A 16,408-nucleotide genomic window follows, 5' to 3' on the forward strand; every position below is an offset into this window, starting at 1 on the left:
CAGGTCAGAAATTGCTACTCATCAACACAGACTGTACGGAACTGCGTGCTGAAAGTAAATTGCTGCGTTATATAACCTTGCATTATAAACAGCAATGTTAAAACTTGCATTCTTTACCATGAGAATTGCTGGACTACATTGCATAAGCCGTGCCCGACTGTCTCTATTCTTCCAAAGTCGCTTCCAGCAAGTCGATTTCGCGCAGCAAACGCAAGTGGATGGTGTCGTCCAGTTCGCCTGAAATGCGGCGGCGGAACAATTCATCGCGCTCCGCATTCAGCGCTTCCAGCCGCAGCGCCCGCTCGGCCTTGGCCAGCTCCTGCATGCGCACGGCTTCATCGTTGCTGCTTTCGCCATACGCCAGGCGGCGCCGGTAGGCTTCGATCAGGCGGTTCGCCGCTTCCGTGACGACTTGCTGCTTGTCTTCCTTGTCGATGCCCTCGCAGACTTTTTCCAGCCGCGCGATGGCCGCCTCGGCGGCGGCGGCGCGCGCGTTGCGCTCCTCCGTCGAACGCCGCGCGGGCGGCGCGAACACCAGGCCCTTGGTCAGCAGGGGCAGGGTGACGCTGGCCAGTATGAGCGACAGCAGGATGACGCCCATGGCCAGGAAGATGACCAGGTCGCGCGCGGGGAAGCGCGTGCCGTCCGGCAAGAACAGGGGCAAGGTCAGGATGCCGGCCAGGGTCAGCGCGCCGCGCACGCCCGCAAACGACGCCACCATCAGCAGGCGCAGGCTGGGACGCGCCAGCATGGCCGCCTCCTTCGATTCGCCGGCCACCTTCTTGTTGTGCTTGAATAAGGTCAGCTTCATCGAGATGTAGACCCAGAGGAAGCGCATGAAGGTCAGGCCCACCGTGATGGCCAGCACGAACAGGGGCAGTTTCCACGCGCTGCCGGCGCCCACTTCGGCGGACGCGGCGGGCAAGCCGGCGACGGTGGTGGGCAATTGCGCGCCCAGCATGACGAAGATCACGCCATTCAAGACCAGTTGTATCGTGTCCCACACGGCCTTGCGCTGCGTGCGCGTGGCGGCCAGCGGGCGGCCGATCAGGTCGGCGTAATGCATGGACACGCCCGCCGTGGCGGCCGCCAGGATGCCGGAACCGTGGATCTGTTCGGCGCCCAGGTAGGCGGCGAACGGCAGCAGGATGCTGATCAGGATTTGCAGGCCAGGCTCTTCGCCGACCTTGCTCACCAGCCATTTATTCGCCAGGCCCACGCCCCACGCAATGGCCAGGCCGATGACGATGCCGCCGCCCGCTTCCTGCAAAAAGCTCAGCGAGGCGGCGCCGATCGAGAAGCCGCCCGTCATCATGGCCCCCACGGCAAAGGTGAAGCAGACGAGGCCGGAAGCGTCGTTCAGCAAGGATTCGCCTTCCAGGATATGCATCAGGCGCGGCGGGATCGGGTTGCCGGCGGCAATCGCCGAGACGGCCACGGGGTCCGTCGGCGAGAGGATGGCGCCCAGCGCGAAGGCGACGGCCAGCGGCACGCTGGGAATCAGCCAGTCGATGAAGAAACCCATGCCCAGCACGGTAAACAGCACCAGGCCGATGGCCAGCATGAGGATCGAGCGCGCGTCGGAAAAGAAGGCGCCCTTGGGAATGCGCCAGCCATCGAGAAACAGCAGCGGCGGAATGAACAGCAGGAAAAAGATGTCGGGATCGAGCGGCACTTGCACGCCGAACATGGCCAGGCCCGTGCCGCCGGCGATCTGGATCAGGGGCAGGGGCAGCTTGACCCAGCGCGAACGGGCGATGAAGCCGCACAGGACGACGGTCAGGACCAGGATGAGAATAATGGTAACGGTATGCATGTGGGACGGAGGGCGGGGCCGTGCTGAAAAGGTGATTATAAGGCGCAGCCCGCTCGCGGCGCCGTCTGCGTGTCATTGCGTACATACAACAAGTCACAATCGCGGTAAGATTGTCATTGTGGCCCTGTTGTCGCCGTCATGCCCTGGCGGCAGGGTTCGCCTTGCTGTCACTCCGCCTTTACTTTCACTGGTCCCTGTTTTGTTCAAAAAGATTTTCACCGGCCTGCTGCTGTTGCTGGCGCTACTCATCCTGGCGGCGCTGGCCGCCTATGTCTATTACTGGCGCCCCGCGCTGGCACCCGTCAATCCGCCCGCCGCCACGGCGTTTTCATCGCAAGTGGTGGAAAAGGGCCGCATCTTGGCCGGCATGGGCAATTGCGCCGCCTGCCATACGGCCAAGGGGGGCGCGGAATTTGCTGGCGGGCATGGCCTGGCCACCCCGTTTGGCACGATTTATGCCACGAACATCACGCCCGACCCGCAGACGGGCATCGGCCGCTGGTCGCTGGCCGCCTTCCAGCGGGCCATGCGCGAAGGCGTGGGCCGCGATGGCGCACACCTGTATCCGGTCTTTCCGTACACCCATTTCAACGGCGTCTCCGAGGCCGACCTGACGGCCCTGTACGCGTATTGCATGACGCGCGCGCCCGTGTACGCGGTGGCGCCCGCCAATAGCGTGCCCTTTCCCCTGAACCTGCGGCCCCTGCAGGCGGGCTGGAAGCTGCTGTATTTCAAGCCAGCCAGCGTCCAGCCCGATGCCGCGCAAGGACTGGACTGGAACCGGGGCCGTTACCTGGCCGAAGGCCTGGCCCATTGCGCCGCCTGCCACACGCCGCGCAATGCGCTGGGCGCCGAGGTCGCCGGCTCGTCCTACCTGGGCGCGGCGATCGACCACTGGTATGCGCCCGCCTTGACCAGCGCCAACACGGCCCCTTTGCCGTGGACGCAGGACGAGCTGTATGCCTTTTTGCGCACGGGCGCCACGGCCTTGCACGGCGTGGCGGCCGGGCCCATGTCGGCCGTGGTGCACGAAGGCATGGGCGCGTCGCCCGATGCCGATATCCGCGCGCTGGCCACGTATTTTGCCGGCGTGGCCGGCGCGGCCGGGCGCAAGGTGGATGCGGACGCCGTGATCAAGGCGGGCATCGAACGCTCGCAGCGGGTCAGCCTGGTCGACAATGACCGTGGCGCCAGCCTGTACGTGGCCGCCTGCGCCTCGTGCCATTCGAACAGCGACGGCCAGCCCGCGGCCCTGCGCCCGGAACTGAGCCTGAACAGCGCCGTCAGCGCGCCCGACCCCGCCAACCTGATCCAGGTGATCCTGCACGGCATCGGCAAGGACGAGGCCATGCCTGGCGTGCTGATGCCCGGCTTTGCCGCCTCGCTGACGGATAACGACGTGGCCCAGCTGGCGGCCTATCTGCGCCGCAGCCGCAGCCATCAGCCGGCCTGGACGAACCTGGACGCGGCCGTGGCGCGCGCGCGTGCCACGCCAGGCGCCGGCAAGTAGCCAGTAATTACTGAAAGTTTTTCTTATGTATAACATTACCGTGAATGGCCAGCCCTTCGGCACCGAGGCCGACGCCGAGACCCCGTTGCTGTGGGTGCTGCGCGATGAAGTCAATTTGAAAGGCACGAAGTTTGGCTGCGGCATCGGCATGTGCGGCGCCTGCACCGTGCACGTGGATGGCCGCGCCATGCGCTCGTGCATCACGCCGATTGCCGCCGTCACCGGCTGCGCCATCACCACCATCGAAGGCTTGTCGCCGGACGGCACGCATCGGCTGCAGCGGGCATGGATCGCCACGCAGGCGCCGCAGTGCGGCTATTGCCAGTCGGGCCAGATCATGCAGGCGGCCACCTTGCTGAAAGACTATCCGCAACCGACGGATGCGAACATCGATGCCGTCATGAGCGGCAACCTGTGCCGTTGCATGGCGTACGTGCGCATCCGCAAGGCCATCAAGCTGGCGGCCGGCATGCAGGAGGCGCCTGGTGTTTAAATTACCCAAAGAAAATTCTGGCGCGCGCCCCAGCTCGCTGGGCCGGCGCGGCTTCCTGATCGCCGCCGCCGGCACGGGCTTTACCCTGGCCTTCCTGCGCGCGGACAGCTCGCTGGCCGCCGGCAAGGCGGTGTCCGCGCCGGCCGCCAAGCCTGCCGCCGCGCCCGTGTTCGATCCCAGCATCTGGTTCGCCATCGACCGCGACGGCATCGTCACGGTCAACATTGCCAAGGCGGAAATGGGCCAGCACATCGGCACGGCACTGGCGCGCATCGTGGCCGACGAGCTTGAAGCGGACTGGAGCAAGGTGCGCCTGCATTATGTGGACACGGACCCGAAATGGGGCGTGATGGTGACGGGCGGCAGCTGGTCCGTCTGGCAGAATTTCGATCCGCTCAGCCGCGCCGGCGCGGCCGGCCGCATCGCGCTGGTCGAGGAGGGCGCCCGTCTGCTGCGCGCGCCCGTGTCCGCCTGCCATGCCAGGCTGGGTGCGGTGCACGGGCGGGGACGCTCGATTTCTTATGCGGAGATCGTGCGTCGAGGCAAGCTGGCGCGCCAGTACACGCCGGAGCAATTGCAGGCCATCGTGCTGAAGACGCCGCAGCAGCGCAGGCTGATCGGCCAGCCCGTGCAGGCGCTGGATATTCCCGCGAAGACGAATGGCACGGCCGTGTACGGCATCGATGCGCAGGTCGACGGCATGCTGTATGCGCGGCCGAAGATTCCGCCCACGCGCTACGGCGCCAAGGTGGTGTCCATCGACGACGCTGCCGCGAAAAAGGTCAAGGGCTACCTGCGTTCGGTGGCCTTGCAGGACCCCACCGGCACCGTGCCCGGCTGGGTCATGGTGGTGGCCGAGACGTCTGCGGCCGCCCTGCGCGCGGCCGAGCTGGTGCAGGTGAAATGGCGGGCCGGCGCGGCGGCGCACGTGTTGGAGCAGGATATCGTCAATTATGGCGCCAAGCAGCTGGCCGACGCCACCCTGGGTGCGCGCGTGGTCGATGATGACGGCGTGGAGCAGGCATTCAAGGATGCCAGCCTGAAACTGGAGCGCCACTACACGACGAGCACCGTGCTGCATTTCCAGCTGGAACCTGTGAACGCGCTGGCGCAGGAAATTGACGGCGTGTGGCACATTCACGCGGGCAACCAGTGGCAATCCCTGATCCTGCCCGTGCTGGCCAAGGCCTTGAACGTGCCGGAAGACAAGGTCATGCTGCATACCTACCTGCTGGGCGGCGGCTTCGGCCGGCGCTTGAATGGCGATTACTGCGTGCCGGCCGCGCTGGCGGCGCAGGCCGTGGGGCGGCCCGTCAAGATGATCTGCACGCGGGCCGACGATGCGCGCTTCGATTCGCCCCGATCGCCCTCGGTGCAGCACGTGCGCATGGCTTTCGATGCGGATGGCAGGGTGTCGGCCATGGTGCATGAGGCGAGCGCGGGCTGGCCCACGCAGGCGATGATTCCCGCCTTGCTGGCCAAGGATAAGCAGGGCCATCCGTATGACCCGTTCGCCATCGCCGGCGCCGACCACTGGTACACGGTGGGTGCGCAGCGCGTGCGGGCCGTGTCGAACGACCTGGCCAACAGCAGTTTCCGCCCTGGCTGGCTGCGCTCCGTGGGGCCGGGCTGGACGAATTGGGCTGTGGAAAGCTTCATGGACGAGGCGGCGCAGGCGGCCAAGGTCGATCCGCTGGCCTTCCGCCTGTCCTTGCTGCAGGCGACGGGACGCAACGAGGGCAGTGCGCCGAACGCCGTCGGCGGCGCCGCACGCCTGGCCCACGTATTGCGCCGGGCGGCCGAAAAGGCGGGCTGGGGCACGGCCATGCCGCCGGACACGGGCCTGGGCATCGCCGCCACGTTCGGCCAGGAGCGCGACATGCCCACCTGGACGGCGTGCGTGGCGCGGGTGAAAGTGGACCGCAGCACTTGCATGGTGAAAGTCGAAAAACTCACCATGGTGATCGATGCGGGCGCCATCGTCGACCCGGACGGCGCGCTGGCGCAGGCGGAAGGCGGCGCCCTGTGGGGCGTGAGCATGGCCATCCATGAAGGCACGGCCTTCCTGAATGGCGAAGTCCGGGATACCAACCTGAATACCTACACGCCCCTGCGCATGGCCGACGTGCCGGAGCTGGACATCGAATTCATCGCCAGCACGGCAACCTCGACGGGCATGGGCGAGCCGCCCACCACGGCCGTGGCGCCGGCCATCGGCAATGCCATCTTTGCCGCCGTGGCGGCACGCGTGCGGCATTTGCCGATCCGCCCGGAAGCCGTGCTCAAGGGCCTCGACCGGCACGGCGCCGTGTAGCGCCGCCGGTGCCGCTGCGTGTGGTGCACTGCGGCGCGAACGCCCGCGCAGGAACGGTCGCAGGCTGCTACACTGAAGCCTGCCGCTCAGGGCATGCAGGCAGCGCCCGGCCCGGCAAGATCAGCTCAGCAGCAGCTGGAGGTGAACAGCTCGATTTCAGCTCGATAGCGGAGGCAGCCATGCAAGAACAATTTGTCAGCATTACGGCCGATGAACTGCAGATGGACGGCGTGCTTGAAATGCCAGCACACCCGGTGGGCATCGTCCTGTTTGCCCACGGCGCGGGCGCCGATAGCGATTATCTGGGCGCCTCCAGCCATGCCACGGCCCAGGATTTCCTGCGAGCGGGCATCGCCACCTTGCGTTTTGACCAGGCCGGCATCGAGCCTGGCGGCGGCAGCAATGGCCATGCCTATTTCGTGCGCAGCGATATCGTCCTGCTGGCGCGCCAGCTGGAAAAAGCCCTGGGCTGGCTGCAGGTGGACCCTTCCACGCGGCGCTTGCCCTGCGGCCTGTACGGCTACGGTACCAGCGCGGCCGTCGTGATGCAGCTGGCGGCCTGGCGCAGCGCGGATATCGCCGCGCTGGCCGTCTGCGATGGCCAGGTGGAAATGGCGGGCAAGGCGGCGCTGGAAAACGTGCGCGTGCCATCGTTGCTCATCGTGGGCGGGCGCGATCCCGACGTGGCGGGCCTGAACCGCATGGCCTTTGCCACCTTGCGCTGCGACAAACAACTGGAACAGATCGCCGCGCCCAGTGGAGCCGATGTCCACCACCAGGCGGCCGTGCTGGCAACGGACTGGTACACGCGCCATTTCAACGGGCATACCAGTTCGCTGCAATAGGGCGCAAGATCAGGCGAGGGCGCGCAGGTTCCTTGCATGGAAGCGCAGATGCTCTTCCATGAAAGTGGCGATGAAGTAATAGCCGTGGTCGTAGCCCGCATGGCGGCGCAGCTGCAAGGGCTGGGCCGCGGCTTCGCATGCCGCCTCGAATACGTCCGGGTACAACTGCTCGGGCAGGAACTTGTCGGCCAGGCCCTGGTCGATCAAGATGCCGGCGGGAAACAGCGCCGGCTGGCCCTGCAGGCCGCGCATCAGCGCGCTGGCGTCATACTGCTGCCAGGCGGCCGTGTCGCCGCCCAGGTAGCCCGCGAACGCCTTCTTGCCCCATGGACATTGGCTGGGCGCGGCGATGGGGGCGAAGGCGGACACCGAACGGAACAGTTCAGGGTTGCGCAAGGCCAGCACCAGGGCGCCGTGGCCGCCCATGGAATGGCCGAAGATGCCCGTGCGCCGCGCATCGATCGCCAGTTCCTGTGCCAGCAGGGCGCGCAACTCCAGGATGTAGCTGTACATGCGGTAGTGGCCGCTCCAGGGCGCCGCGGTGGCATCCACGTAGAAGCCGGCGCCGACGCCGAAATCCCAGCTGTCGGCCTCGCCGGCGATCCCCGCGCCACGGGGGCTGGTATCGGGTGCGATCAGGATCAAGCCTTCTTCGGCCGCCACGCGCTGGGCCCCGCCCTTGGCCATGAAAGTTTCTTCCGTGCAGGTCAGGCCGGCCAGGTAAAACAGGGCGGGGCGCTGGCTGGTGGGGGCGGCGCCCGGTGCGGTGTCGGGAATGAAGGCCGAAAAGCGCATGGGCAAGCCGATGGCGTGCGCGTCGTGGCGATAAAAACGTTGTACGCCGCCAAAACAGGCGTGTTCACTCAACAGTTCCAGCATGAATTCTCCTCGTCAATCCCACAGTATAGCCAGAGTGGCGCGCCGCCGAGCGGGGATCAGCCCAGCATGGCCGCTAATGCGGGCAAGATGTCCTGTGCCGGCGCTTCCGTCTTGAACGCCAGCAAATGGTCGGCGCGCGTCTTGCCCAGGTTGATGGCGGCCACGGGCTTGCCTGTTTCGGCCGCCATGCGGCACAGGCGAAAGCTGGAATACACCATGACGGACGAGCCGACCAGCAGCAGGGCGCTGGCCTGCGCCACCTTGCGTTCGGCCTCGGCCGCGCAGGCCGGCGGCACGCCATCGCCGAAAAACACCACGTCCGGCTGCAGGGTGCCGCCGCAGCGGGGGCAGCGGGGCACGTGAAAGGTGGCCAGCTGCATCGGCTCCAGCAGCGCATCGCCATCGGGCGCCGGCGTGGCCGTGGCGCCCCGCAGTTGCGGATTGTCGCGTTCCAGCCAGTCTTGAACGAGGCGCCGTGCATAGCCGGCACGGCAATCGAGGCAGACCACCGCATGTATGCTGCCGTGTAATTCCGTCACGTCGCCGCTGCCCGCCTGCTGGTGCAGGCCATCGACGTTTTGCGTGACGAGGCCGCCTATTTGCCGGCGCTGCGCCAGCCGGGCGATGGCCAGGTGGCCGGGATTGGGGGCGGCGCGCGCCAGCGTCGGCCAGCCCACCATGCTGCGGGCCCAATAGCGGCGCTGCACGGCGTCGTGGCGGCGGAATTCGGGACCTTGCACGGGCGCATTGCCGCGCCGCACGCCGTCCGCATCGCGGTAATCGGGGATGCCCGAGGCCGTGCTGATGCCGGCGCCCGTCAGCAGCAGCGCGTCCGGGTGGCGTTGCAGGAATTGCGCCAACTGCTCGAGGGCATGGTGCGTGCTGGCGGCGCCGGGGCTGGCAAGGGAAAAGTTGGACATGATGCGCCATGCTAACCGAAAAGCAGGGCGCCTTGCACGGGGAGGGACTTACTCGAGCTTCATGCCGAAGCGCTGCAGGCGGGGTTGCCAGTGCTCCTGGATATTCGCCGAGACGAGGATGCGCTCCGCCTTGCCGATCAGCAATTTGCGCGGCACGAAGCCGAAATAGCGCGAGTCGGCGCTGTTGTCGCGGTTATCGCCCAGCATCAGAAAATGGTCGGCCGGCACCGTCACGGGGCCAAAGCTGCGCGCCGCGCCCGTGACTTGCGGCAGGAACTGGATGCGGTGCTGTTCGGTGCTGTTGCGCTCGGTGATGCGCTGCGCCGTCAATTGGCCGACATGGGCGATGGTTTCGGGCGCCGTGTCGAGCGCCGTGTACTGGGCGCGGTGGCCATTGAGGATCAACTGTTCATCGCGCATTTCCACCGTGTCGCCGGGCAGGGCGATGATGCGCTTGATCAGGCGCGTGCCATCCCTGGGCGAGGAAAAGGTGACGATGTCGCCGCGTGCCGGCTCGCCCAGGCGTTGCACTACGATATCGGTCAGCGGTACTTTCAGGTTGAAGGCGAGACGGTTGACGAAGACGACGTCGCCTTCGAGCAGGTTGGGCCGCATGGACGCTGACGGTATCGGATTCCAGTCCGCCACGGCGGTGCGGAACACGCCGAACAGCAGAATAAACATCAAAAAGCCCTTGTTGGCGCGCATCCATGTGCTCATGTCGGCTCTTTCGCTGGGCCTGTGCCCGTGATCGTTGGGGAAACGCCTGTTGCTGGCGTGGTATCAACAATGCATGGCGAGCCTGAAGCCAGTCTTAAATGGTACGCTGGAGTACGCTGGCACAGATGAGGGGGGGCCGGGTGTTGCATGCCTGCGCCATCCGCGACATCGTGCTTGTCATGGACGCTGGCATGGCGGGTGCGCATCGCCGTTGCCGTTGGGCCGCTGCTTGCCGGCTATTTCTTCCCACAGTTCGCCTAGCGCCACCAGCAAGCCGCCGGCCACGAACGGTATCGCCACCAGCCAGGGCGTGCTGTCGAGCCAGGGACCGAGCAGGATCGCCGAAGCGATGGCGATGACGATGGCGCCGCACCAGAAACGGCGCGGATGCCGGAGCGTGAGCAGGTAGTGTAGATCGATCATATATCCTCCTTGGTGAGCAGGCGAAACAGACGGGCGGCCAGGATGCTGCTGACGGCAATGACGATGCAGCCGTCCAGGAAAAACAGCACCTTGCCGACCAGGTGCATGCCCTGCACGATGTAGGCAGGCAATTCCTGCAGTTCCGCCCACTGTGTCATGCGTGCCAGCACGATGGCGGCGCCGAAGATGACGATGGCCAATGCCAATACCAGCAGCACATGGGCGAACAGGCGTTGATGCAGTTTCATATTGGACTAGGCAAGCCATTCAAGATTCCCGAGTCCTGACGTTATCAGGGCATCATGCCGCGGCTTTGCGCTGTCACAAAGTCGCGGCCGATACGACAAACGCCGCGCTGAGTGCCTGGCAACAAAGTGTCCGTTTTTTTGCCGGTTTCAGCTGGCCTGGCGGTCATTGCGCCGCTCGAAGTACAGCAAGTCCGACCACGTGCCCTGGAACAGCATGGCTTTTTCCGACCTGCCATATTGATGGAAACCGTTGCGCTGCATGACGGCGATCGACCCCAGGTTTTGCGGCCGGGCCGTCGCTTCCAGGCGCCCCAGTTCCAGGCTGCCGAACGCCTCTTCCAGCAGCAGGGCGACGATGCGCGTGGCGTAGCCGCGCCCGCCAAACTGTTCGCCGATGCGGTAGCCCAGCGTCGCCTTGTTGAAATAGGCGCGCGTGACGGCCGTCAGGTTGACCCGCCCGATGATCTGGCCGTCCAGCTTGGCCAGGTATTGATGCGCGCTGTCCTTGTCGCGCTCGCGCCCGGCCTGTTCGATGGCGGCGGCGATGGCGTCACGGTGATAGTAGGACGGCGCGCGGGCCGTGACCCAGGATTCGAAATACGCGCGGTTGGCCGCTTCGAAGGCCAGCAGGGCGTCGGTATCCGTGCTGGCGGGCGGCAGTAGTTGAAGGCGGTCGAGGTCGGACATGGCGGCTGGTCAAAAAGAGATATGCCATTATAATCAGGCGGCGGCGCATGGCGCCCGTCCTACATCCACCCCTGAAGGAGCGGCATGCTGTCCCATCTCTGCATCGGCACCAACGACTTTCCCCGCGCCTACGCTTTTTATACGGCACTGCTGGGTGAACTGGACCTGGTCGAGAAATTCCATGACGGCGCCAAGCCCTGGGCGGGCTGGATGGCGAAGACGGCGCCGCGTCCGCTGTTCGTGCTCGGTGCGCCACATGACGGCTTGCCCGCCACGCCCGGCAATGGGCAGATGACGGCCTTGCTGGCGGCCAGCCGCGCGCAGGTGGACCGCTGCCACCAGCTCGCGCTGGCGCTGGGGGCCGCGTGCGAGGGGCCGCCGGGCTTGCGTCCCCATTACCACGCCCACTACTATGGCGCGTATTTCCGCGACCTCGATGGCAACAAGCTGTGCGTCTGCTGCCACGCCGAGGAGTGATTCAGCGCGCTTGCCAGATTTCTTCCTCTGTCCAGCCCAGCTCCGCACAATCCTGCGCCCGCAGTTCCGCTTCGCCGGCGCAAAAGAATTCGTCGAGCTGCGGCGGCGCCACGCGCGTGCCGGCCAGCATGGCGTGGACTTGCCCCCGGTGGTGGATCTGGTGCTGGAACAGATGCGCCAGCAGGCGCAGGCGCGTGTCGATTTGCGGCGTGTCGCGCAGGATTGTCACGCGCCGCGCCAGGTCCGCGTCGCACAGGCTGCGGCAATGCGCGATCAGGCGCGCGTCCGATGCGCGCTGCGCTGCCTGCAGCGCGGCGCAATCGGTGTAGGGTTCGTCCCGTTCAAAGAAAGAGTAGCAGTCCGGATGCGGCGCGTCGCCGCGCAGTTCGCGTTCGAGCGCATCGAGGTAAAACCAGTCGCACGTCAGGATATGGTTCAGGGTGAACTGGATGGTGGGGAAGAAGCTGACCCGCGTGGCCTGGAACTCGGCCTGGGTCAGCTGTCCGCACGCCTTCAGCAGGCGGTGGTTGGACCAGGCGTTGTTATACGCCTGGCTGGTAAGGTATTGGGCCAGCGGATTGTGCATGATGTGCCTTGCAAAGCAGGGAAACCTGCGAGAGTGTTACTTTAGCAGGTCGCGTCGCTTGGACCCGGCCCGCCACGCCCATCGCACCGGCGCGGCTGTCATCAAGTAAAATCGCGGCGCGGATTGCGCGATAGTGACGGATATAGGGCTGGAAAAGCAAAATGGGTTGGATAGGAAAATTACTGAACGGCGGCGACGGGAAAAACAAGCCTGCGCCAGCCGCGGCAGCGGCATCGCCCGAGGTGGCACGGCAGCCAGCCGGCATCACCGAAATCGATGCCATCTATTACCGCTGGCTGGCGGCTGCGGGGGCGACGCAGGCATCAAAGCAGGCGGAACAGCAGATTCTGGACGAATTGACGCGCCTGGCCAGTGAACCGATCGTCGGCGCTGCGCTGATACCGCGCATTCCCGCCATCATTCCGCAGTTGATGCGGACCTTGCAAGATGAAAACATGAGCGCGGCCGAGCTGTCGCGCCAGCTGGCCCAGGACGTGCTGCTGGTCGCCGAGGTCTACCGCGAAGCGAACCGGCCCTGCTACCATTCACGCTACAACGCCAGCCCGTCGATCAATAACATGGAAGGCGCCATCATGCTGCTCGGGCAAAACGGCATGCGCATGCTGCTCGCCCGCGTCGCCTTCCGTCCCATCGTCAGCATGCAAAGCGGTGGGCTGACCATCCGCACGGCGCCGCTGATCTGGCGCCAGTCCGAGAAATGCGCGCTGGCGGCCAACCTGGTCGCGCCTGCGCTGCAGGCCAACGCCTTCGACGCCTATCTGGCGGGATTGATGGCCAATGTCGGCCTGGTGGTGGCGTTCCGGCTGATCGACCAGATGCATGCGCCCGATGCCTTTCCACAATCGGACGCCTTCATTGCCCAGGTGTTTGCGCAGGCGCGCATCCTGTCGGTGCGCATCGCCGAATTATGGGAGTTCCCCGCATCCGTGACGCGCGCGATCGGCCAGGCCGGACAAGATGATGCCGACGCGCAGGCGCAAGCGCTGGCGCTGGGCGAGCGCCTGAGCAAGCTGCGCATGCTGGTCGATACGGGCCGTTTTCCTGCCGACGATCCCTTCGTGATGACAGGACTCGGCAAGAGCGAACTGCTGGTGTTCGACAAACTGGCCGACGACGAGGAGTGACGGCCGCAGGCCGCGCACGGCGGGCGTGCGGCGGCTATCGCTCAGCGCGCGAAATACAGCGCGTGCAGGTGCTCCAGGTCGACATCCGCCGCCGCCTGCGACAGCGCCACTCTGCCGCTTTGCATCAGGTAGACATGGTCGGCCACTTTCACCGCGCGCGCCGTGTTCTGCTCCACTAAAATGATGGTGCGCTTGCCGTCGTTCAGCCGCGCGAGGATCTCGAACAGCTCGTTGACCACCAGCGGCGCCAGGCCCAGCGACGGCTCGTCGATGATCAACAAGGACGGGTCCGACATCAGCCCGCGCGCCATCGCCAGCATCTGCGCCTCGCCGCCGGAGAGCGAGCCGGCCAGCTGGCGGCGCCGCTCGTGCAGGCGCGGGAACATGGCGTAGGCTTCGGCCAGGCGCGCCGGCATGTGGCTGCGGTGCGCCTTCGGGAAGGCGCCCATGATCAGGTTTTCTTCCACGCTCATGTCGCGGAACGTCATGCGCCCCTCGGGGATCATCGTCACGCGTGCATCGCTCATCTTCCAGGTGGGCGTGCCGTTGATGGGCGTGCCGTCGAGCGCGATGCTGCCCGCGTCCACGGGCAGCAGGCCCATGATGGCGCGCAGCAGGGTCGTCTTGCCGGCGCCGTTCGGGCCGATGATGGTGGTCAGCTTGCCCTTGCGGATCGACAGCGACACATCCCACAGCACATTGATGGCGCCATAGCCGGCGCGCAGGTTTTCTATGTCAAGCATGCTCGGCTCCTGTATAGCTCTGGATGACGGCCGGGTCGCGGAAGACGCAATCGGGCGTGCCGTCGGCGATCAGCTGGCCAAAATTGAGCACGGCCACGCGCTGGCACAGATTGCTGATGGTCTCGATGTCATGCTCGATCATGACGATGCCCACGCCAAAGGCCGCGTGCAACTCCTTCAGCATGCCCATGAAGCGGCGCTTGCCGTTCGTTTCCAGGCCTGCCAGCACTTCATCGAGCAGCAGCAGTTTCGGGTTCGTCGCCAGCGCCTTGGCCACTTCCAGCGCTTTCAATTCCGTCAGCGCCAGTTCGCTGGCCGCGTCGCGCTGCGCCTTGTCCGCCAGGCTCGTAAAATCGAGGATCTCGTCGATCTTGCGCTGGTCCACCTTGCCCGTGCCGAAGCGCTGCGCCACGATGAGGTTTTCGCGCACCGTCAATTCATGCATCGGCTGCGGGATCTGGAAGGTGCGCCCCAGGCCCAGGCGGGCGCGCTGGTACATGGGCGTGGCCATGATGTCGCGCCCCTCGAAGCGGATGCTGCCGCCGGTGGGACGCACCAGGCCGGAAATGGCGTTGAACAGGGTGGTCTTGCCGGCCCCGTTCGCGCCCACCAGGCCGATCACGTCGTGGCTGCCCACCTTTAAGGTGACGCTGTCGACGGCCGTCAGGCCGCCGAAACGCACGCAGACATTATCGAGTTCAAGCATGTGCTTTCTCCTTCGCTTTGCCCTTGACGAGCTTCTGCAGCAGCGGCAGCAGGCCGTTCGGACTGAAGACGATCATCGCCACCAGCAGCACGCCCAGCACCAGCTGGTGGCCGGTCGGAATCAGCGACTTGAAAATGAGCTGGTCGACCAGGTACACCACCACGGCGCCCAGCACGGGGCCGAGGATGGTACGGTAGCCGCCGAAGATGGCCGCCACGATCGGCAGCGTGACCCACAGGCTGTTGAAGGCGTAGTCCGGCTCCAGGAAATTGATGTAGTGGGCGTTGAAGGCGCCGAACAGGCCCGCCATGAAGGCCGACACCAGCAGCATCGCGCCCTTCAGCAAGGTGCTGTTGACGCCGACGACGCGCGTGGCGTCTTCGCTGTCGTGCATGGCGCGCAGGGCGATGCCGTAATGGCTGGCGCGGATGCGGCTGTAGACGAAGGCGCACGCCACCACCAGGGTCAGCACCACCATATAGGCGCCCGTCTTGCTGGCCAGATCAACACCGAAGACGGTGGGCAGTGGGGGGATATTGTTCACGCCGCCGGCGCCGCCCGTCACGGAGCTCCATTCCGTGGCCAGGATGCGGAAGATGTGCGCGTAGGCGAGGATGGCCAACGCGAAATACGGCCCGCGCAGGCGCAGCACGGGCAGCATGATGACGGCGGCGATGGACGCGCCAGCGCCGCCCAGCAGCATGGCGGGGAACACGGGCACGCCCAGCTTCACCGTGCTCAGGGCGGAGACATACGCGCCCACGCCGAAGAACGCCGCATGGCCGAAGCTGACCATGCCGCCCAAATTGCCGAGCAGGGCCCAGGACATGGCCACGCCGCCGATGATCAGCGCCGCCACCACCATGCTCATCACGTACTGGTTGGCGCCCAGCGCCAGCGGCACGGCAATATAGGCGGCCAGCAGCAGGCCCGCCGTGGATATCCATGTCGAGCGCTTCATCCGCGCCTCCGTTGTGCGCCGAACAGGCCGTTCGGCATGATGAACAACACCAGCAGGAACAGCACCATGCCGGACAATTCCTGCAGCGCGGAGCTGGCCAGGGTGACGGTCAGCGCTTCGGCCACGCCCAGCAGCACGGCGGCCAGCAGCACGCCGGGAATCGAACCGATGCCGGCCAGGACGGTGATGATGAAGGCTTTCACCGTCAGCGCGCCGCCGTAGGCCGGCTGGATCACGCCATAGCTGAACAGGGCAACGCCCGCGAAGGCGGCCAGGATGCCGGCGACCAGAAACGACACCAGTTCCGTGCGGCCCGGGTCGATGCCCATCAGCTTGGCCGCGTCGCGGTTGCTGGAGACGGCGCGCACGGCGCGGCCATACCAGCTGGTGGACAGCCAGCGCCACAGCGCCGCCATCAGCACCAGGCTGACGCCGAAGAAGATCACTTCGCTGCGCATGCTGAAGAAGGGGCCGACTTCAAAACCTTCCTGCAGCCAGCTCGACGAGGTCGAGCGGATGTCGGCCTTCCAGACGAGCAAAATGAAATTGGTGAGGATGACGCCGATGCCGTAGGTGAGGATCAGCGAGTTGATTTCGCGGTCCTTCTTGATGCGGCTGACGATCAGGTAGACGCCCACCGACGTCAGGCTGACGATCACCAGCGCGATGGGAATGGCGAACATGGGCCCCAGGCCCAGGCCGGACTCCACGCTGTAGGCGATGTAGGCGGCCAGCAGCACCAGTTCGCCGTGCGCCAGGTTGATCACTTTCATGGTGCCGAACACCAGCGCCAGACCCAGCGCGATCAGGGCATAGGAGCCGCCCTGCAGCAGGCCCGAATACAGGGCTTGCAAGATTAATTCTGTCATGTCGTCATCCCGTCAGGCAGGCCGGCGCAGCGTGTACAAGCAAGCGCAGGACTGCCGTTCATCGGT

At 65.8% G+C, this 16,408-nt stretch carries 18 protein-coding genes; 6 read left to right on the forward strand and 12 right to left on the reverse strand.

Features of this window, described 5'->3' with window-relative positions:
- Window positions 1–163: 163 nt before the first annotated feature.
- Entirely contained in the window at window positions 164–1,816 is a 1,653-nt protein-coding gene (locus BM193_RS19845; RefSeq protein ID WP_092799410.1) for a Na+/H+ antiporter, read from the reverse strand.
- A gap of 199 nt (window positions 1,817–2,015) precedes the next feature.
- Here BM193_RS19845 and BM193_RS19850 point away from each other — a divergent pair, with 199 nt between their 5' ends.
- From BM193_RS19850 to BM193_RS19865, 4 genes are all read left to right on the forward strand, one after another.
- Window positions 2,016–3,326: a cytochrome c gene (locus BM193_RS19850; RefSeq protein WP_092799408.1), complete on the forward strand. Its 1,311-nt coding sequence runs from the start codon at window positions 2,016–2,018 to the stop codon at window positions 3,324–3,326.
- Between the two features lie 25 nt (window positions 3,327–3,351).
- Window positions 3,352–3,819 (forward strand): (2Fe-2S)-binding protein, encoded by a 468-nt coding sequence (locus BM193_RS19855; protein WP_092799406.1) that lies wholly within the window; start codon window positions 3,352–3,354, stop codon window positions 3,817–3,819.
- Window positions 3,812–6,133 (forward strand): xanthine dehydrogenase family protein molybdopterin-binding subunit, encoded by a 2,322-nt coding sequence (locus BM193_RS19860; protein WP_092799404.1) that lies wholly within the window; start codon window positions 3,812–3,814, stop codon window positions 6,131–6,133. Before BM193_RS19855 ends, BM193_RS19860 begins: the two co-directional genes overlap by 8 nt.
- Window positions 6,134–6,312: 179 nt before the next feature.
- Entirely contained in the window at window positions 6,313–6,978 is a 666-nt protein-coding gene (locus BM193_RS19865) for a dienelactone hydrolase family protein (RefSeq protein ID WP_092799402.1), read from the forward strand.
- Between the two features lie 9 nt (window positions 6,979–6,987).
- On the opposite strand, the gene fghA is transcribed toward BM193_RS19865, so the two are convergent.
- The 6 genes from fghA to BM193_RS19895 all read right to left on the reverse strand — a co-directional run bounded on the left by fghA (window position 6,988) and on the right by BM193_RS19895 (window position 10,855).
- Complete coding sequence (fghA, locus tag BM193_RS19870) at window positions 6,988–7,857, reverse strand: S-formylglutathione hydrolase (protein WP_092799400.1); 870 nt, start codon at window positions 7,855–7,857, stop codon at window positions 6,988–6,990.
- 56 nt (window positions 7,858–7,913) lie between these two features.
- Window positions 7,914–8,777: an NAD-dependent protein deacetylase gene (locus tag BM193_RS19875; protein ID WP_092799398.1), complete on the reverse strand. Its 864-nt coding sequence runs from the start codon at window positions 8,775–8,777 to the stop codon at window positions 7,914–7,916.
- A 48-nt stretch (window positions 8,778–8,825) separates the two neighbouring features.
- Window positions 8,826–9,497, reverse strand: a complete 672-nt coding sequence (gene lepB, locus BM193_RS19880; protein ID WP_092799396.1) for a signal peptidase I — start codon at window positions 9,495–9,497, stop codon at window positions 8,826–8,828.
- Window positions 9,498–9,674: 177 nt separating this feature from the next.
- Window positions 9,675–9,920 carry a hypothetical protein gene (locus BM193_RS19885; RefSeq protein ID WP_092799394.1) on the reverse strand — a complete coding sequence of 82 codons (246 nt, stop codon included), beginning with the start codon at window positions 9,918–9,920 and terminating at the stop codon, window positions 9,675–9,677.
- On the reverse strand, window positions 9,917–10,168 hold the full coding sequence (locus tag BM193_RS19890; protein WP_092799392.1) for a hypothetical protein: 252 nt from the start codon (window positions 10,166–10,168) through the stop codon (window positions 9,917–9,919). The genes BM193_RS19885 and BM193_RS19890 overlap by 4 nt, the downstream gene beginning before the upstream one ends.
- 147 nt (window positions 10,169–10,315) lie before the next feature.
- Window positions 10,316–10,855 (reverse strand): GNAT family N-acetyltransferase, encoded by a 540-nt coding sequence (locus tag BM193_RS19895; protein WP_092799390.1) that lies wholly within the window; start codon window positions 10,853–10,855, stop codon window positions 10,316–10,318.
- Window positions 10,856–10,939: 84 nt separating this feature from the next.
- Between BM193_RS19895 and BM193_RS19900 the strand changes: the two genes are divergently transcribed.
- On the forward strand, window positions 10,940–11,332 hold the full coding sequence (locus BM193_RS19900; protein ID WP_092799388.1) for a VOC family protein: 393 nt from the start codon (window positions 10,940–10,942) through the stop codon (window positions 11,330–11,332).
- 1 nt (window position 11,333) lies between these two features.
- Here the strand turns inward: BM193_RS19900 and BM193_RS19905 are convergent, their stop codons facing one another.
- Complete coding sequence (locus tag BM193_RS19905; protein ID WP_092799386.1) at window positions 11,334–11,918, reverse strand: DinB family protein; 585 nt, start codon at window positions 11,916–11,918, stop codon at window positions 11,334–11,336.
- 161 nt (window positions 11,919–12,079) lie between these two features.
- On the opposite strand from BM193_RS19905, the gene BM193_RS19910 reads away from it, so the two are divergent.
- Entirely contained in the window at window positions 12,080–13,063 is a 984-nt protein-coding gene (locus tag BM193_RS19910; RefSeq protein WP_092799384.1) for an HDOD domain-containing protein, read from the forward strand.
- Between the two features lie 41 nt (window positions 13,064–13,104).
- On the opposite strand, the gene BM193_RS19915 is transcribed toward BM193_RS19910, so the two are convergent.
- The 4 genes from BM193_RS19915 to BM193_RS19930 are packed head-to-tail and all read right to left on the reverse strand — an operon-like array spanning window position 13,105 to window position 16,342.
- Entirely contained in the window at window positions 13,105–13,806 is a 702-nt protein-coding gene (locus BM193_RS19915) for an ABC transporter ATP-binding protein (RefSeq protein WP_092799382.1), read from the reverse strand.
- Window positions 13,799–14,512: an ABC transporter ATP-binding protein gene (locus BM193_RS19920; RefSeq protein WP_092799380.1), complete on the reverse strand. Its 714-nt coding sequence runs from the start codon at window positions 14,510–14,512 to the stop codon at window positions 13,799–13,801. Before BM193_RS19920 ends, BM193_RS19915 begins: the two co-directional genes overlap by 8 nt.
- Window positions 14,505–15,473: a branched-chain amino acid ABC transporter permease gene (locus BM193_RS19925; protein WP_092799378.1), complete on the reverse strand. Its 969-nt coding sequence runs from the start codon at window positions 15,471–15,473 to the stop codon at window positions 14,505–14,507. The genes BM193_RS19920 and BM193_RS19925 overlap by 8 nt, the downstream gene beginning before the upstream one ends.
- Window positions 15,470–16,342 carry a branched-chain amino acid ABC transporter permease gene (locus BM193_RS19930; protein WP_092799376.1) on the reverse strand — a complete coding sequence of 291 codons (873 nt, stop codon included), beginning with the start codon at window positions 16,340–16,342 and terminating at the stop codon, window positions 15,470–15,472. Before BM193_RS19930 ends, BM193_RS19925 begins: the two co-directional genes overlap by 4 nt.
- Between the last annotated feature and the right edge of the window lie 66 nt (window positions 16,343–16,408).

This window comes from Janthinobacterium sp. 344 (genome assembly GCF_900112025.1).
Lineage (GTDB): Bacteria > Pseudomonadota > Gammaproteobacteria > Burkholderiales > Burkholderiaceae_D > Janthinobacterium.